General features: G+C 57.9%; 12 protein-coding genes. 11 read left to right on the forward strand and 1 reads right to left on the reverse strand.

Going from position 1 to position 18,520, the window contains the following annotated elements; all coding sequences use genetic code 11:
• Positions 1-458 precede the first annotated feature (458 nt).
• Genes Q8S60_RS04410 through Q8S60_RS04420 form a run of 3 tightly spaced genes read left to right on the forward strand, consistent with a single transcriptional unit; the run spans position 459 to position 4,715 of the window.
• The gene (locus tag Q8S60_RS04410; protein WP_305325502.1) at positions 459-1,007 is read left to right on the forward strand and encodes a MerR family transcriptional regulator; all 549 of its coding nucleotides are present in this window, start codon (positions 459-461) and stop codon (positions 1,005-1,007) included.
• Entirely contained in the window at positions 1,004-4,084 is a 3,081-nt protein-coding gene (locus tag Q8S60_RS04415) for a class I SAM-dependent DNA methyltransferase (protein ID WP_305276935.1), read from the forward strand. The genes Q8S60_RS04410 and Q8S60_RS04415 overlap by 4 nt, the downstream gene beginning before the upstream one ends.
• On the forward strand, positions 4,065-4,715 hold the full coding sequence (locus Q8S60_RS04420) for a hypothetical protein (RefSeq protein ID WP_305276937.1): 651 nt from the start codon (positions 4,065-4,067) through the stop codon (positions 4,713-4,715). Before Q8S60_RS04415 ends, Q8S60_RS04420 begins: the two co-directional genes overlap by 20 nt.
• A 351-nt stretch (positions 4,716-5,066) precedes the next feature.
• Here Q8S60_RS04420 and Q8S60_RS04425 read toward each other — a convergent pair whose 3' ends face one another.
• Complete coding sequence (locus Q8S60_RS04425; protein WP_305276939.1) at positions 5,067-6,233, reverse strand: acyl-CoA dehydrogenase family protein; 1,167 nt, start codon at positions 6,231-6,233, stop codon at positions 5,067-5,069.
• 462 nt (positions 6,234-6,695) lie between these two features.
• On the opposite strand from Q8S60_RS04425, the gene Q8S60_RS04430 reads away from it, so the two are divergent.
• The 8 genes from Q8S60_RS04430 to Q8S60_RS04465 all read left to right on the forward strand — a co-directional run bounded on the left by Q8S60_RS04430 (position 6,696) and on the right by Q8S60_RS04465 (position 18,301).
• Entirely contained in the window at positions 6,696-7,745 is a 1,050-nt protein-coding gene (locus Q8S60_RS04430; RefSeq protein ID WP_305276940.1) for a YCF48-related protein, read from the forward strand.
• On the forward strand, positions 7,745-10,105 hold the full coding sequence (locus Q8S60_RS04435) for an RND family transporter (protein WP_305276942.1): 2,361 nt from the start codon (positions 7,745-7,747) through the stop codon (positions 10,103-10,105). The genes Q8S60_RS04430 and Q8S60_RS04435 overlap by 1 nt, the downstream gene beginning before the upstream one ends.
• 79 nt (positions 10,106-10,184) lie before the next feature.
• Positions 10,185-11,789, forward strand: a complete 1,605-nt coding sequence (locus tag Q8S60_RS04440; RefSeq protein ID WP_305276943.1) for a DUF1302 family protein — start codon at positions 10,185-10,187, stop codon at positions 11,787-11,789.
• Positions 11,789-13,090 (forward strand): DUF1329 domain-containing protein, encoded by a 1,302-nt coding sequence (locus Q8S60_RS04445; RefSeq protein ID WP_305276945.1) that lies wholly within the window; start codon positions 11,789-11,791, stop codon positions 13,088-13,090. Before Q8S60_RS04440 ends, Q8S60_RS04445 begins: the two co-directional genes overlap by 1 nt.
• 115 nt (positions 13,091-13,205) lie before the next feature.
• Positions 13,206-14,867 carry an AMP-binding protein gene (locus Q8S60_RS04450; protein WP_305276947.1) on the forward strand — a complete coding sequence of 554 codons (1,662 nt, stop codon included), beginning with the start codon at positions 13,206-13,208 and terminating at the stop codon, positions 14,865-14,867.
• Positions 14,868-15,087: 220 nt separating this feature from the next.
• Positions 15,088-15,375: a DUF1330 domain-containing protein gene (locus Q8S60_RS04455; RefSeq protein ID WP_305276949.1), complete on the forward strand. Its 288-nt coding sequence runs from the start codon at positions 15,088-15,090 to the stop codon at positions 15,373-15,375.
• 163 nt (positions 15,376-15,538) lie between these two features.
• Entirely contained in the window at positions 15,539-16,447 is a 909-nt protein-coding gene (locus tag Q8S60_RS04460; RefSeq protein ID WP_305276950.1) for an alpha/beta hydrolase, read from the forward strand.
• Positions 16,448-16,654: 207 nt separating this feature from the next.
• Complete coding sequence (locus tag Q8S60_RS04465) at positions 16,655-18,301, forward strand: NAD(P)/FAD-dependent oxidoreductase (protein ID WP_305276952.1); 1,647 nt, start codon at positions 16,655-16,657, stop codon at positions 18,299-18,301.
• Positions 18,302-18,520: the final 219 nt, after the last annotated feature.

Genomic DNA, 18,520 nt, shown 5'->3' on the forward strand with positions numbered 1-18,520 from the left:
CAAGACAGAAGTCATAAAACAGCTGCGCCGGCGCCACCTGCGTTCCCATCATCGCTCTGCCCTCCGATAAGCACAGCACGATGGAATCACGCACCGAAGGCCCGTTCAACCGCCGACTTAATCAACACAATCCGCCAGAAGGGGACACTCAACGCTGATCGAAGAGCGGCACCCACACAGCGCACGCGGCAGCCTGCCACCCGCCACCCCTGCCCTTACTCGACGCTTCCGTGATGCGACGGGGCGGGAAGCTGAGCGTTCTCGATCTCCACGCCCACCCTGGTGCATCACCGAGCCCAACAGGCTCAAATGTTCAACAGACTCCGCTTTCCGCTGGGCAAAAGCTGGGACTCAGGGCGACGCTTCCGAGTCCGGTTCCGCGCTCCCTTGAATGGCTCTTTACCTCTCAGATCGGGCATGATACCCAATCTCGAAAAGTTCGGGTATGAGACTCAAACTTGGGCTCGAAGATGCGTCTGGTCACGACACGGGAAGCGTCCCGCCTTACGGGCCTCTCGACGAACAAGCTTCGCGAGTGGACCAGCAGACGCGCGCTCATTCCCGCCGACGTTCCCCCGAAGAGCCAAGGTTCGCCGGCCCGGTATTCTTGGCAAACGATTCTGCTGCTTCGGATTGCCGTCACGTTGCGCGACCGCTTCCACCTCGAACTGCAAGCCCATCGCCAGGTTCTTACCAGTCTGCACACGAGTCTGCGAACCACGTCCTTCGTGTCTCTCTGGGGTAAGTCGCTCGCCATCGATCCCGATCAATGCTGGTCGTGGATTGACGATGCGGATTTCGGCGCGGTTACGGGCGATGCGATCGTCGTTCGTCTATCGCCTCATCTCGACGCGCTCTCGCAGGATTTCGCCCTGCCCCGACCTTCGAGAATGCCGGGTCAACTCGATCTCTTCCCGGCACGGCCCGTTGCCGGACCGCCACCGCCTACGGCTGCTCCCGCCCCGCATCGGTCGCAAGCAACGCAAAAGCGCCGGAGGTCGGCGTGAGCAGCCCAGCATTTAAAAAGGTACTGGAGGCGACGGGCTATCTGACCCCAGCCGGAAAGTCGGTGCCGGGATTGGTCACCGCTGGCGACCCAGCGTCGGCGAACCTGAAGAAGGTCTTCGCCGATGACCGGGTCGGCTTGAACGCCGACGCCGTGTTCACCGCGCAGAGCTCCGCCACGAGCATCTTCAAGGATGCCGGAACGAACGAGCCGAGCGCCACCGATCTGAAGCGATGGCACGAAGCGGCATGGAATGTGGGAGTCGCACCGCTTCTGTGGATCATTACGCCCACGGAAGTGCGACTCTACGATTGCTACGCATCGCGCGCGGAGCGTCCGGACGACACCGCGCCGAGTCCCCTCGACAACTTCCCGCTCCAGTCCGAGGACCGACTGCGTCTCCTCGATTCGATGTGTGGCCGTTTGGCGACCGAGACCGGCGCTTTCTGGTCGAGTGCTATCGGGGCCAAGATCAATCGCCAGCATCGCGTGGATCGCGACCTGTTGGAGGAGATCAGCGCCCTTGAGGATCTGCTCACCGGCTCTGCATCGCCATCACGGCCCGGGGGGACCACGGGCGACATGCCGAGGGAGATCGCCCAGCGCTTCATCGGCCGGTGCATCTTTACGTGGTATCTGCTCGACCGCGGAATCGCGCAGCCGTTCCTGCCGAAATCGCTTCCTCCGGATTTGAGCAAGATCTTCGACTCCACGACCACCGCCTTTTCACTGTTCAAATGGCTGCGTAAGACGTTCAACGGCGATCTGTTCCCGATGGACGATCCGGGCGCCGAGCGCGAACATCTCACAGACCAACATCTCGCGCTGTTTCAGGATTTCATCGAAGGGCGCAGCCTCGTCGCCTCACGCCGAGGCCAGGGACGCCTCTTCAGGTTCCGGTTCGATGCAATCCCGGTCGACCTCATCAGCTCGATCTACCAGCAGTTTGCACGATCGGCGGCAGAGGACGAGGCCGCTTCCCAAGGACTGCACTATACGCCGATCGAACTCGTCCACCTGACCCTCGACCCCGTTTTCGAGCAGCTGCCGGCGAAAGCACGCATCATTGATCCCACCTGCGGCTCCGGCGCCTTTTTGGTGGAAGCGTTTCGCCGACTCGTTTGGCGTACGACGCAGGGACGCCCGGCCAGTCGAGAAGTCGTCCGGAATATTCTCTATACGCAGCTATTCGGAATCGACATCAATCGGTCGGCGCTCGGCATTGCCGCGTTCAGCCTCTATCTCGCCGCGCTCGAACTCGACGAGCAGCCGATCAACGATGTTCGCGATCTAAAGTTTGACCATCTCATCGACACGACCCTGTTCGAGGCGGACACGATCGGTGAGACGCTCCCGGCGAAGCTGACCGATAGCGCATTCGACGCCGTCGTCGGCAATCCGCCCTGGACCTTCGTTCGGCGCGCCGACGGATCCCGGCCGCGGCAGTCGGGTCAAACCAAGACGCTGCGTCCGCGGCGCAGCCCCGACCAAGCGTTCCTGAGCGTCGCCGCCGATCTGGCGGGTGAGAGCGGACGCATCGGCATGGTGATGAAGGCCACGCCGTTTTTTTCCAAAGACGTCCATGCCGTGGCGGCGCGCTCCGCTCTTCTAGAGCGCCTGGCGCCTGTCGCCCTGGTCAATCTCTCTTTTCTGCGAAAGGAGGGTCTCTTCCCCGATGCGACCGGGCCGGCACTGCTCTTCTTCGCACGCTGTGCCTTGGCATCGACACCCGATCAGATGCTCGTCGGCTCGATACCCTGGACGCCCGACTTCAAGCGCACTGGCGTTTTCCATTTCGGGCCGGCGGAAATACGGGCCGTGCCGTTGGCGCGCGTCCTCAGAACACCAACCGTTCTGAAAGCCGCAACCTTCGGCACCGTTCGCGATGGATGGTTGATCGACAAACTTGAGCAAGCCCTGCCGACGCTTGCAACCGTTTTGGACCATCTCGGTCGAACCGATGGCGAATTTCGGGGACAAGGTTTTCAGGTCCACGGCGACGCCAATGAGCCACCAAAGCACTATCGCTCGCTCAAGGTAATCTCACCTGACGTCTTTACGCCATTCAGGATTGCAGAGGCCACCCTTCCGACTTTCATTCACAAGGTGCTGCACCGGCCTCGCCGCGAATCCATCTTCCGCGGTCCGTTGCTACTCTGTCCAAAGGGGGGAAACAAATCTGGTGCGGAACGGGGGCGATACATTGCCGCCGTTCATCCAGAAGATGTCCTCTACACGGAGAGTTTCTTCGGTGTGTCCTTCCGGGGTGCTGACACCACCTTTGCCTATGTTCTTTCCGGCATCCTAAACTCGAGTATCACGGCCTTCCAGTTCGCCTTTGGCGGCCCGACTTGGGGATTAGAACGTCCCACGGTCGAACCACACGATCTGCTGTCACTGCGTATTCCCCCCCTGTCCTCCACTGACGGACGACTCCTCAATGCGGTAGTCGATGCCGAGAAACAAGCCGCGACCAATCCCGAGGACAAGGACAATCTCCACAAGCTAGATGAGGCTGTGTTCGATCTTTACGACCTTGAAGCCGACGAGCGCATCCTGGTCCGCGACAGCGTTGCGCGAGCGCGATACCTCATCTTCGAGAATCGGGCCGAGCGGATCGGCGTGATCAAACCGCCGACGTCCGATCTGTTGAAGGCATATGCCAAACAGGTCGCGTGTTCCGTAGATGCCTATCTGCGTACGCGGGGCGAACGTCACCTGGAAGCCATCGTTTACACGAAAGGGCTCACAAAAGGAGACCTGTCCACAGGCGTTCCCGGCATCACCGCCGTACGTTTCGTCATGGCCCCTGGAGCCCCGAAGCGAGGCGCCGTCGTTCGCGAGGGCGATCCGGCCGATCTTGAGAGGCTCGCTGGACTGTTGCGCGGCCGCTTCGATGCCGACGTTCCGCCTTATCTGAACGAAAGACGGCAACTGCGCCTATACGGTCCGGACGATCTGTTCATCCTGAAGCCGACGGAAGCCCGCTATTGGACCACCACCGTCGGGCTCAACGACGCCGACGTCATTCTCGCCGACCATTGGCTCAGAGGGCGAGATGCCGCTTCTTACGCCTGATATTCCTTTCGGCCAGCCCGCCTTCTCGCTTTCGTCGGATCAGATCGCCACGGTCATCGATCTCGTTTGCCGCGGCGCACAGGAAGCCCAGGAGGACATCACGTCTGGAATGCTCGAAGTCCCGACGACGATGATCGTCCGCAAAGCGATCCGGCGCGTGAAGAAGAGCCTGTCGCTCACCAACCTCGAAATCCGGGGCGAGCACGAACTGGAGGATATGGCGACCACGGATGCGTCCATTCTCGGGCGGATCGATATCACCCTCAAGTTCCTGCATCAGTTCGGAAACGAGGACGCCTATGTCGCCGTCGAATGCAAGCGGGTCGGCGCCGGGCTGTCAGCCCTCAATTCGAGCTACGTCTCCAACGGTGTGGACCGCTTCGTCACGGGTCAATATGCCGCCGGCCACGAATGGGGGTTCATGCTCGGATACGTGTTGGCCTTGCCCGTTGAGTCCGTGGTCCAAACGATCGACGATCACCTGAAAAAATCCTATGGCGCCCCCGCCAAGCTGACGCCGGAAACCGCCCACGCCTTGTCGCTCGCTATCCTCGAAGGTGTACTTATCCAGAAGGGCGGTCATGTAATTAGGATGAAGCACATCTTTGTGAACATGACGGTAGCCGCGTAGATGTTCTTCCCCAAGATTGGGAGCGGACACTTTGGAGCATTGCCGGTTGTCGATATGCAGATTTGAAGCGTTTGATTGAACTCTTAAGTGGTTGACCAGTCCCGGGAAACTGGACCGTTTTGAAGCTGCAAAATTCCAGTTTCGCATCGTCGTCTTGGCAGAGGACAAAACAATCAACCCATCAGTTCTGCTCTACTAAGGAGCCTGCGGGAACATGAAGATATCAACCCAGGGATAGCGGTCTGTTTCCCTCCCTATGACCGCTTCTGGCGCTTATGCGCCAAAAGCGAATGTGGAACTTGCTTCAAGTCCGAAAAGGTGAGCGGGCTTTAGATTATCGATCATGTGATGTCAGCGACGAGTTCCCAGAATTCGGCGCGCGACAACCCATTTGTGGACTTCCGTCGGGCCGTCATAGATCCGCATTGTGCGCAGTTTTGCGGCCATTAGATGCAAGGGTAGCTCTTTGGTAACGCCCATTGCGCCGAACGTCTGTATGGCGTGGTCGACAATGGTCCATGCGATCTCCGTCGCATATGCCTTGATCATGGATATTTCCACCCTCACATCACGGCCCGCATCAAGCTTCCAGGCGCAGTCATAGGTCATCAGCCGTGCGGCATGGATTTGCGTGGCCGCATCTGCGACCCACCATTGAATCGCTTGGCGCTCGGAGAGAGGCAGGCCAAACGTTTTCCGCTGCGGCGCATATTCAATAATCATGTCAAGCGCCCGCTGAGCCATGCCGATCGACCACGCCGCCATCTCGATGCGTCGTGTCCCCAGCCGCAATTGCATAGGCGCGAAGCCGTTGCCCTCGCGTCCCAGCAGTTTCCAGGACGGCACACGACAGTCATCCAAAGCGATCTCGTAGGTCGCCGCGCCGCCGATCATTGGAATCTTGCGGATCACGTTGAAGCCCGGTGAGTCATTGTCTACGAGGAAGGCGGAAATGCCGCCATGCGCACGCTTTTCTTTGTCGGTGACCGCCATCAGGATCGTGAAGTCTGCCTCGGCCGCGCGGCTGATCCAAATTTTCCGGCCATTGATGATCCAGTCGTCTCCGTCGCGCACTGCCGTCGTTGACATGGCTGCGGGATCTGCTCCGGCCCCCGGTTCGGAAATGCCTATGGCTGAAATGGTTTCACCTCGTACGTAGGGCTCGAGATAAGTCGTACGCTGACGGTCATTCACTGTGGCCATCATCATGCGCAGATTTGGGGAGTCGGGCGGGAGCGTATAAGGGGTTATAGTCCGCCCCAGTTCTTCGTTGACACCGACCATCGCGACGGCGGGAAGGTCGGAGCCTCCTATGTCGGTTGGAGCGTCCAGCCCCCAGAGCCCGAGCTCCCTCGAGACCTCATCCACCTCCTTCAGAACGGCCGGTTCGATGCCGAGACCTCGGCCCTCGGCTTCGCATTGCAACGTATTGCCCTCCAGCGGGATCAGTTGGTCGTCAACAAACCGGCGTACGAGATCCTTCAGCATCCGGTGCTCTTCGGCGAGTTCGAACTGCATATCCCTCCTCATGCGCTGCTGAAACCTTGCCGGATAGCGCCCGCATTGTGACGGCTGGAGCCTGAGACCGGCGCGTTGGCGAGACCAAGTGAAGCAAAATGAACATCAAGTCAATGACTGTTGACTCAGAAATCATTAGCACATAACATCCGCATCATTGAGGGAGATGGCGTAACGGTTTGGCCCCGATTTACCCGCTCGGAAGATCGGGAGATTCCGCGAGGTGGGTATGGCCCGATTCCACGGGCTGAATGAAATGACGGGCTGCCGCCAAGGCCGCTCAGTCAGGCATCCCGGGTAACCAGCCGCGATGCCGAGAGATGGCAGGCGCGAATCGCTGCAAAGGACGGAGCCATTCTGGGGCTGCGCAAAACAATGCGCCCCACGAAGGGCGCGACTGAGAAAGCGGCGTCGCCGCTCAAAAAGAAACGACGTGGAAGCGCGAAGGGGAGGGTAAAGACAATGGCGGCAGAGAACGCCACTCTGAGAGGGCGTGCGCAGGGATCGAAAGTCGGACTTCTCCGGCGAGGATTATCTGCCGTAAGCATCGTCTTTCCTGTTCTCGTTATCTCGGGACTCTTTTACGCGGCCTTCTTCGTGAAGCCCGTCGCGCGAATTGTCGTGACGCCGACGCCCGTCATCGAGACGCGCGACCTCTTCTACAGCACGGTCGCGGCGGGAGATGGTGTGCTCTGGGCGGCAGGCAGCCACGGCAAAATCATTCGCAGTGAAGATGCTGGCGCGTCGTGGCGGGCGCAGGCAAGCAATGTGAATGTTCATCTAAAGGGATTGGCCGCATGGGATGAGAAAATGGCCATCGCGGTCGGCAACGAATACACGATCGTACGCACAGTTGACGGAGGGCATACATGGGAGAAGGTGGCCCTTCCTGACAACATGCTCGACGTTAAACTCCTCAAGGCGCGGACGGGAAATAAGCCGGGCAATGGCGTCGCCATCGGCGAGTTCGGCACCGTTCTCGCGACGTCGGACTTCGGGCAGACATGGACCCTGGCGTCCACTGGCGCCGACGTCTCGTGGAACGACGCGGCGATGCTATCCGAAAGCAAATGGGTTCTCGTCGGAGAGTTCGGTCAAATTCTTCGTACGGAAAACGCGGGTGAAAGCTGGGAAAAGCTGGAAAGCCCCGTCGAGTCGAGCCTGAACGCGGTTTATTTCCGCGACACCGAAAACGGCGTCACTGTTGGAACCGAAGGCGTAATCCTCGTCACGAACGACAGTGGAAGAACATGGCGCGCTACGACAGGCGTAAACCGCACGCACATCTATGACGTGGCTTGGGACGGACGGCGATGGATCGCCGTCGGAGACAGGGGCCTGTTGCTGACCGCGGAAACGAGTGGTCTGCGCTGGAACGACAAGTCCATGGCGACTAGCGCCGGCTGGCGAAGCCACATCGCATTCGACGGTGGGCGCTACGTCCTTTCCGGGCGCGGCATCGAGCTCGCCGATATCCCCTCTGAAACGACGAATGTCGGAGCCAAGCGATAATGGATTCACTTCTTGAATGGAGCATCCGCCGCCGCAAGACGATCCTCGCCTTTCTGGCGCTCATAACTCTTGTGATGCTCTTCTTCGCACTGCGCGTCGAAGTCAAAACGGTGTTTGAGGATCTGTTGCCTACGGACCACGCCTATGTCCAGGTGAACGACAAGTTCAAGCAGGATTATGGCGGCTCGAACGTTGTCAGCATCATGGTCGAGGTGGATGAGGGCGACATTCTTCGTCCGGAAATCCTGAAGAAGATTAAATCGATCACCGAGCAGGCGGCCCTGATTCCGGGTGCCGACCCCTTCCAGGTGACATCGCTCGCCACCAAGAAGCTGAAATCCATTACAGCCTCAACATCCGGCATCGAAACCAAGCCGCTGATGTGGCCCGATCTTCCGGCCAATCAAAAAGAGATCGACGAGCTGCGGCAGAACATCGTCAACAGCCCGCTGACCTACGGCGCCTATGTGGCGCATGACTTCAAGTCAGCGCTCATCACCGTGGACTTCTTCGACAATCTTCTGGATTATCGCGTCTTCTTTGACCATATCACGAAGATCATAAATGAGCATAAGGAGCCGGGCTTCACAATCCGCGTGGTTGGCGAGCCAATGCTCTACGGCTGGGTGAGTTACCATCTCGCCGAAACAGGACTTCTATTCCTTGGCACCATCTTCGGACTTTTCGTTGCCCTGCTGCTCATTGCGCGCACATGGCACGGCACTATCATTCCGTTGATTTCGGCCGGTGTGAGCGCCATATGGGCGATGGGCTTCGCCGGAATGCTGGGTCTGACTCTTGATCCACTGGTCGTTGTCATTGCGTTGTTGATCTCGGCCGTCGCGGTCTCGAATTCGGTGCAGGTCATCCAGAAGTTCGACCGTGAGCAGATGACCGATCCCATCGGTCGCGACGGCAAGAACGCTGCCCTCCTTGCCCTGAAAGACCTTCTTCGTCCGGCGAGCCTTGGCATACTCATCGGTGGCGGCTGCATTCTGGTCGTCGCCAGGACGCCCATACCGCTTCTTGAAATGATCGCAATTGTTGGCGGTTTCTGGATCTTTTCCCAGATTGTGTGTGCCTTCCTTCTCCCCGGCCTTCTCGCCTCATGGACGAGGGGTGGTGTCAAGGCAGTGCACCCGCTCAATTTACATCCTGTTCTTCTCAGTGTGCTGGGTGTCTTCAGCTACCTCGCTATTTCAAAATGGCGCTATGGCGTCATTGGCATGGCTGCCGTCATTCTGATCGTGTCGGGATACTACGCCTTCGGACTTAAAGTCGGCGATGCAAATCCCGGGTCGCCGATCCTTCATGCCGAATCGTCCTTCAATCGCGACGCCGCACGCCTCAACGCCGTTTTCCAGGGTGCGGACCGCATGTTCGTCGTAATTGACGGAAAAGAGCGCGATGCGATCAAGCAACCCGAAATGCTCGACACCATGGAACGCTTCATGCGCTACATGGAGGCGCAGCCGGAAATAGGTGGCAGCACGTCCATTGTCGACATTCTGCCGAGCATCAATCGCGTGCTCCATGAGGGGAACCCGCGCTACGAGGAACTTGGCGCCGACGCCGTGGTGAATGGCGAATTGGCCTACCTCTTCATATCGGGCTCCGATCCCGGAGATCTGCAACGCTACGTCGCACCGGACTTCTCCAACGCATCCATCACGTTGTTCTTCCGCGACCATCAGGGAGACACGATTCGAAATGCCCTGGAGCGTGTGGAGCGCTTCATCGCGGAAAACCCGCTGCCAAACGGAGGCGAATACCTTCTGGCGGGTGGCTTGATCGGAGTGCTTGCGGCGGTGAACGACGTGATCCTTGCCGGCCAAATCCAGGCAATAGCGCTTGCGCTCCTCGTCGTTACCCTGCTCGGAACGGTCATCTATCGGTCATTCGTGGCTGGGACATTCCTGATGATCCCGATCATCATCTCGAACACCCTGACCTTCAGCTACATGGCCTATAACGACATCGGAATGACGATCAACACGCTGCCCATCGTCGCGCTCGGCATCGGTTGCGGCATTGACTACACGATCTTTGTGCTCGACGCGATTCGCCAGCAGATGCGCAAGTATGGCGATTTGAAACAGGCGATTGCCTATGCACTTGAGACCGCCGGTATGGCCGTTCTCATTACAGTGTTCACGCTGGTCGTGAGCGTCAGCCTGTGGTCGATTTCATCGTTGCGCCTTCAGTCCGAGATGGCGTTGCTGATCTCGATCTGGCTTTCAATATCTGCCTTCGCCGCATTGATCGTGATACCGGCGCTGGTCTACGTCATCAAACCAGCATTCATCGTTGGAAAGAAAGAGGAACCGGCAGCGGGCACGGTATTCGCCGCTGCCGAATGAGAGTGCTCGCGTGAGGAAAAGTTGAAGCTTGCGCCGTCCTAACTAATGTGGCGGCACTGGAAAAGGGGAGGTTTACAGAGTGATTTATCGCAGAAAGAAACTCGGGCGGCGCCTTGTGGCAGGTGCCATGATGACGGCGATGTCGATGCCGATCGCGGGGGCCGCGTTCGCCGACGACATCATCGATAATTTTCGAATGGGCGGCTATCTACGCACCTGGGCGTCCTTCAACCTGAATGATATTCCCGACACGCCGGAGAACGACAGGGGCGATCTTTCGATGCTCCGTGCGTCGCTGCTTGTCGACACGGATTTTTCTACGGGTCCGGTCGGCTGGAAGATGATTTTCCGCGCTGATCGCGAATACAAAACCGATTATGTGAAGCGTCTCGAGAACCTGACGCGTAATAAGTTCGGCGGCGCATTCGCAGGCGGCCCCGGCAGCGACGTCATGGAACAGTATGACCAGACGGAATTGCGTGAGTTCTACGCGGACTTCGACGTCGGCGGGCGCACAAAGCTGCGTCTCGGCAAGCAGCAAGTTGTCTGGGGTGAAACCGACTTCTTCCGCGCAATGGACGTGGTGCATGGTTACGACATGCGCTGGCGCTCGTTCCTTGAGCCTGAAAATGAGGAACTGCGGAAACCGCTTATCCTGGCCAACGCCACTATCCAGGTGCCCGAAGCGCAGGGCGCGCTACAGATCATTCTGCGTCCGGGCTGGGACAGAAAGCGCGATATAGGTAACTCATACGACATGTACGGCGGACGCTGGACGCCGCAAACATTTACCGGCGCCGACTTCCTCGCCGGCGGTATGACCATGGCCTACGACTACAATCATCCGGATGGCGACGAGAACGACGTAACCGGCGGTATCCGTTGGAAGGCGCAGGCAGGACCCATCACCTACTCACTTGCCTACCTAAAGACCTTCAACCCAGATCCAATCGTTAACTCCGCCTTTGCGCCCTACATGAAAGCGCCAAGCAATCCTTTCGGCGACTGGATTTATCCGGAGATCGATCTGGTCGGCGTCACGGCGAGCGGCTTTGTGGAGCCCATCGATTCAATTCTGAGTACGGAAATCGTGCTGTTTATGGATGCGCCATACAACGTTGGCCTTGATGTGCCGGGCAGCAAATTCAGCACCTGTCCAGGGGGCTGCCCGCTCGGAAGCCCGAATACGCTTCCCGGCTTCGGCGGTGTCATCAAGAAAGACACACTGCTGACTATGTTCCGTGTGGATAAGCCACTCAACCTGAGGTCGATGCTGAATACCAGCAGCGATTCGTTCCTGTCGTTTCAGGTCTTCGACAAGTGGATTCTTGACTACAAGAAGTCTGACGAGATCGTAGACTTGGCGGGATACAACGCGGCGAGAGACGAGCACACGACTGTCATTACAGGCATCCTCGCTATGAACTTCAAGAGTGACACGATCAATCCGACGCTCGCAGTCGGCGTTGATCCATGGAACGCCGGGGGCTTCGTCATTCCTTCCGTCGATGTCGTGCTTGGCGACAACTGGCGCCTGAGGGTCGAGGCCGACCTGTTCTTCTCCAAGGACAAGAGAACGCCGTCGGCTGCCTCTGTGAACGGTCTGTCCGAAGGCGACACCAGGCTTTTCGGCTACTTCAACAACCGCGACCAACTTCTGTTCCGCGTCACGAGACAGTTCTGATGCAGGGCGTCATGGTTAAACTTGGGAGGAAAAAAGTGAAGTATATCAAGAGAAAAGTGCCGGCAGTCTTGCTCGCATGTGCTTCGGTGCTAATGTTTTCACCGTCGCAGGCAGCCGAGCTCAATGCGGGTGACATCATCAGCGCCGCCAATATCGACCAGGTGATGAACGACACTTTCGAAGGCCACACCATCCGTGAACTCGTGACGGACAAGGTCGAGTACATGATCCGCAATCACGGATTGAAAATTCCGCTGAAGAACTCGGAAGTGATTGAGTTTCCGGAAATCGACCGTGAGAACACGCAGAAGTACGCCGGTGACGTGAAAATCGACCCCAACACGTTGGAGGTGACCGGCTACAAGTCGGGTACGCCTTTCCCGGAAATCGATGTGAACGATCCGCTCGGTGGTCACAAGGCGCTCTGGAACTATTATTACCAGAACACCTACGGCAACATGTTCGAGGGGAACTATACGTTCCTTTTCATAAACACGAACCGTGGCGTGGAACGCACCCAGCGCTGGTACACGCTTTCTCTGAAGATGAAGGGACGGCGTACCGGCGAGCCGGTTCTTGGCGATGGGAGCCTTGTGAAGAAGCAGCTTCTATATGCAACCGAACCCTACGATATCCGTGGCATCGGCATTTATACGCAGCGCTACGACAGCCCAAAGCTGGAAGACAATTGGGCCTATGTGAAATCGGTTCGCCGTACGCGTCAGCTTTCCGGCAGTTCCTGGATGGACAATCTCGCCGGTGGTGTGCAGCTCAACGACGAGTATGACGGGTTCAGCGGTCGTCCGAGCTGGTATCCGGAGTCGAAGATCGTGCGTAAGCGTTGGGTGCTTGCCGTTGCGCATCTCCCGGCTCCGCTTGTGGTGGAAGGCGCGTCGAACATTGACGAGCGTTATCCAACATTGGACCTTCAGAACGCGCCGTACGCCATGCCGACCACCAATGTGAAGTGGGAGCCGCGCGAGGTCTATGAGATCGAGCTGAAGATGCCGCCCGAGCATCCCTACAGCAAGCGCGTGATGTACATGGAAACGCAATTCCCGCGGATCTACAATGTGGAGCACTACGGCAAAGGCGGCGATTTCGCGAAGATCTCCTTCGTGTTTTCCAGGCCCATCATCGGCGGCGAGGGAACGCTTGGCATGTTGCCCGACCAGGGCATCTGCTTCGACATCAACCGCCAGGAAGCATTTGTCTATCTGGTTGAGGACGGTGTGACGGATCGTCCCAACGTCGGTCCTCAGGATGTGACGCTAGGCCAGCTCGAGGCCGCTGCACAATAAGTCTGACACGTCAAGACCTGTAACAGAGCAGGTGGGGGCGGACGTTGCACATATGCTGTCCCCACCAGTTTTCCCCAAGAACCCGGATACTGGCGAACCCGAAATGCAGATCGATATGACCGGTTGGAAAACAAGGCTGGATGCAGAAACCATCGCCCGTTTCACGCAAAGCGGTGAGTGGAGCAACATAACGCTTGCTCACAATGCGGCGGACAAGGCAATCCGTAAGGATAGGGACGTTGCGGTTGTCGATGGCGACCGAACACACACATTCGCCGAGATGGCCGAGGAAGCTTTCGCGCTCACAAACTGGCTCCGTTCTGAAGGGCTGAAGCCGGGCGATGTCATCAGCTTCCAGCTCCCTAACTGGTATGAAACAGCCACAATAAACTTGGCGGCCTGTATTGGGCGTTTCGTGGTAAACCCCATTATCCCGATCTATCGAGACGCGGAAGTTGGCTACATCCTGAAGAATTCAAAGAGCCGCGTCTTCTTCATTCCCGAGTCCTTCCGCAGCATCGACTATGTGGAAATGGTCGAGAAGCTGCGTCCCTCCCTTCCCAATCTGCAGCATGTGGTGACTGTGCGCGGCGAGAAGGTGAGAGAAGGATTCACGCGCTTCGGTGATTGGGATACGCCGAAGGCGCCTTCATCGGCGGATGAACTCGCCAAAGAGATCGATCAGATCGATCCGAACACCGTGAAAATGCTGCTCTACACTTCGGGCACGACGGGCAATCCGAAGGGCGTACTCCATAGTCACAACACGATTCAATCCGAAATTGACGCGGTGAAGAAGCTCTGGGGCCTGTCGCAGGACGACATCATTCTGATGCCCTCCCCGGTCACGCATATCACAGGCTACATTTACGGCATCGAGATGATGTTCGATCTCGGCAACAAGCTTGTCTATATGGACAAGTGGGATGCGGACCAGGCGGTCGATCTCGTTGCGAAGCATGGCGTCACATTCAGCATCGGTGCCACGCCGTTTCTTGTGGAGCTTGTGTCAGCGCTGGAAAAGCGCGGCGAGACGCTCCCCTCTCTCCGTCTTTTTGCCTGTGGTGGTGCGCCGGTTCCGCCCGAAATCATTCGCCGCGCGAAGACCGTGCTGCCGAACTGCCTTGCCTTCCGCGTCTATGGAAGCAGCGAGGCGCCCACCATCACGGCAGGCGTTGCGCCCGGCGACCCGGATGAACTCGGCGCCACCACGGATGGCTGCATCCTGAACCACGAGGTGAAGATCGTCGATCCGGAGACGGGCGCGGTGCTGCCGGACGGGCAAGAAGGCGAAATCCTGACGCGTGGCCCTGAACTCATGCTCGGATATACGGAATGGAAAGACACGCTCGACGCGTTTGACGATGAGGGTTACTTCCGCACCGGCGATCTCGGCTTCATCAGCCACGAACGCTACATAACGATCAGTGGACGGAAGAAAGACCTCATCATCCGTGGTGGCGAAAATATCAGCGCCAAGGAAGTCGAGGATATTCTCCACGCCCATCCCGCCATCGCCGAAGCCGCCGTCGTGGCCATGCCGCATGAACGAATGGGCGAAACGCCCGTCGCCTATGTGGTGTTCAAGGAAGGCAAGGCCGTCGATTTCGAAGGCATGAAGAGCTTCCTCGAGGAAGCGCGACTTGCACGGCAGAAGTTCCCGGAGCGGCTGTTCGTGCTCGAGCAAATGCCGAGAACGGCGTCGGGCAAGGTGCTGAAGCATGTGCTGAGAGCGCGTTGCCGCAGCGGATCAGACAATCCGGAGATTGCAGCATGAGGAACGCTGCCGTGATTTCCGTTTATGAGATTAGGCCGAACAAAGGCCTGATAGTGAACGCCGTAGTCCCCCCGACTTACACGGCGTCGCTGCCCTGAAAGGGCGTCCCCTCCCAACTCCCCGCTGATGCTCCCTTCGCATCAGCGGGGCTCTTTTGGGAAACAGAAATCGGGATCGCGCGGGAATTTCCCGACGCGGCCGGCGAAAACGGAGAGAAAAAATGACCGCCTATATCATATTTACGCGTGAACGAACGATCGATGAGAATGAGTTGGAGGTCTATCGTCCGAAAGCCCGCGCTTCAATGGAAGGCAGGCCTGTCACGAAGCTTGTCGCATATGGAAAACAGGAAATGCTGGAGGGCAAGCCGGTAGAGGGCGTTGTAGTCCTGTCGTTCCCGAGCTTCGAAGAAGCAAAGGACTGGTATCACAGCAAGGCCTACCAGGATGCTTGCGCACACCGGTTCAAGGGCGCTGAATATCGTGTTGTGATCGTCGAGGGTGCGTGACGGTCAAAGGTTTGCCGGATGGAGACATCCGGCGAAGCGGCGGTGCTGAGCAGTGCGGAAAAGCGCATAGCTGTATCCGCATGTGAACGTTCAGTCAGTGAGCAATTAGTCACAAATGAGGATGCGGACGGTGATCCGCATCAGAAATGGGAGGAAACAGAACATGGCCAGCATTCAGTCCGATGACATCATCGCCCTCTACAAGGGCTGGGTTAGTGAGATGACGAAGAACCCGGGGATGTCGGTGGAGGATCTTCGCAGGCTCTTCGATCATTGGGGAGACGTCACTCACGAGCCTGGCGAAGTCGACTACCTTGAAGTGGACGCCGGCGGTATTCCCGCCATGTGGGCCAATCCGAAGGGTGCGGCACAGGATCGCGTGCTTCTCTGCGCACACGGAGGTGGCTATGTGGTCGGCTCGATGTACAGCCATCGCAAGATGTTTGGGCATATCGCAAAGGCGACCGGCGTACGCGCGCTCATTGTGAACTACAAACGATCGCCGGAAAATCCACACCCCGGCCCCGTCAATGACATGGTTACGGCATATCAGTGGCTGCTCAAAAGCGAAAAGGTCAAGCCCGAACACATCGTCTTCACCGGAGACTCGGCCGGCGGTGCACTTGCCCTGACGGCGATAGCGGCCGCAAAGGAGAAGGGCCTGCCTCTCCCCGTGGCATCGATGCCCATGTCCCCGTGGGCCGGGATGGATACCAGCGGCACCACTTACGACACGAACAAGGACAAGGACGCGCTTGTGTCGCGAGAAACGACGACGGCGCTCGCTTCCTTATTTATCGGCGAGTGCGATCCGAAGCACCCGCTCGCGAACCCTCTTTACACTGACTACAGCGGATTTCCGCCTATCTACATCCAAGTGGGCGGTGACGAAAGCCTTCTCGATGACAGCCGGCGCATCGCTGACAGCGCCAAAGCAGCCGGATGCGAAGTGCGCATCGATATTTTTCCGGAAATGCAGCACGTCTTTCAGGCTCTGGCGGGTAATGCGCCCGAAGCGGATGATGCTGTTCAACGCATGGCGGAGTGGGCGCGTCCAAAGATCGGCCTCTAGAACGACGCAGCGTGCCTGGAAGCGATGCGACGTGGATCGCTTCCGTGGCAACGACCGAAGAGCACGCCTCCAGCTTGACGGAAACGAACAGAGGAAATGGATCGAAGCCTGTCGGCAGGGCAGGGGAGGAGGAGACCGATCCACCACATTCGAGCAGTCCGTTTCAACTGTTCCGGATGTGGGAAATGACAGACAAGGATAGCTGAAATGAAGCCGAAAAATGAAAGTAACGCCGATCTCGATGTCATAGTGGTGGGCGCCGGTTTCTCCGGAATGCACATCCTGCACGAGTTTCTGAAACGCGACTACAATGTGCACCTTTTCGACGATGGAGAAGGGGTTGGGGGCACATGGGATAAAAACAATTACCCCGGTGCGCGAGTGGATTCCGAAGTATGGATCTACCAGTTCACGGATCCGCAGATCTGGCAGAACTATACGTTCACAGAGAAGTTCCCGACCTGGCGCGAATTGAAGCCCTATTTCAATTTCGTGGCGGACCAATGGGGCTTGCGCCCGCATATGACGTTCAAGACCCGCCTCGAAGGGGCGTCCTTCGACGAGAACGAGTGCGTGTGGCACGCCAAATTCAATGACGGCGTGACCCGGCGCGCGCGCCATCTTGTCTTGGCTATGGGGTCGACAACGACGCCGGTCATGCCGAAGTTTGCCGGTATCGAAAGCTTCAAGGGCGAATCCTATCATAGCGCTCGCTGGCCAAAGCAGGAGGTCTCGTTCAGCGGCAAACGTGTGGCCGTGATTGGCACCGGTGCCTCGGGCGTTCAGGTCATTCAAGAAGCCTCCAAGACGGCAGACCATCTAACGGTTTATCAGCGTACCCCCAATCTAGCTCTGCCTATGGGGCAGGAGAGATATACTAGGGACGAATACGCCAAGATGAAGCCGCTGATCTACCCCGCAATGGCATATAGCCGGCAAACCTTTGGTGGCTTTCCCTACGATCTGATCAATCGCCGATGGAACGATCTGAACGAAAGCGAGAGAAACCAGATGATGCGTCAGAACTGGGAGCAGAAGGGCTTCCGTTTCTGGTTGGGAGCGCCGGCCGATCTCTTCTTCGACGAGGAATGCAATCGAGCGCACTACAATTTCTGGCGTGATGAGACCCGCAAGCGGATCAAGAAGGAGCACTTGATCGAAATCCTCGCGCCGACGGAACCACCGCACCCCTTTGGTGCAAAGCGCCCCTGCCTTGAGCAGTGGTATTTCGATCTCTACAACCAGGACAATGTGGATTTGATCGATACGAATACGAGCCAGATCGAGCGCATTACCGAGAACGGGATTGTTGCAGGCGCCGTCGAGCGAGAGTTTGATTGCATTGTCTATGCAACCGGTTTCGACAATTGCACCGGCGCGATTGGGGCTCTCGACATCAGGGATGGAACGGGACGGACCATTGGAGATGTCTGGGACGAGAAATACCTTACCTATCTGGGCAAGATGGTTCCGGGCTTTCCCAACCTTCTCTTCACCTATGCGCTACAGAGCCCGTCGGCATTTCTCAATGGCCCCACAGCCGCCGAACTTGAAGGCGACTGGGTGGTGAATGTCGTCGAGGACATGAGCGCAAAAGGGATCCGGCGCTACGATGCCAAGCCGGATGCTGCCCACAAATGGGCGGAGAGATGCAACGACGTGGCCAATATGAGCCTGCTGCCCAAGGCGAAATCATGGTACATGGGCGCGAACGTGCCGGGCAAGCGCCCGGAAATACAGCCGTTCATCGGCGGCCAGGTCGCATACAGGGCTGCGCTGAACGAGGAAATCGAAATGGGCTACCCGAATCTGGTGCTCGAGAGGGCCTCGTCAGCCACCGCTGCGGCCGAGTAGCAAGTCGGGTCAGGTCGGAGTTGTAACAAGGGCGTGTAACATCGTGAGGTAAGGGCTTTCACACGTGCGAGGCGGTGCCGGATTTGGATCACTCCGACGGCACCGCCTTCGGAAGTTTCGACGAGTCGAATGGTCCTTCTTCCGAATATAATCATTGACGTAAAGTGAAGTATTGGCGGCAATAGGTAAATGGAGAAGTCAAGCCGGAAGCGTGTAAAT

This window comes from Parvibaculum sp., assembly GCF_030694575.1.
In the GTDB taxonomy this organism is placed as follows: Bacteria; Pseudomonadota; Alphaproteobacteria; order Parvibaculales; family Parvibaculaceae; genus Parvibaculum.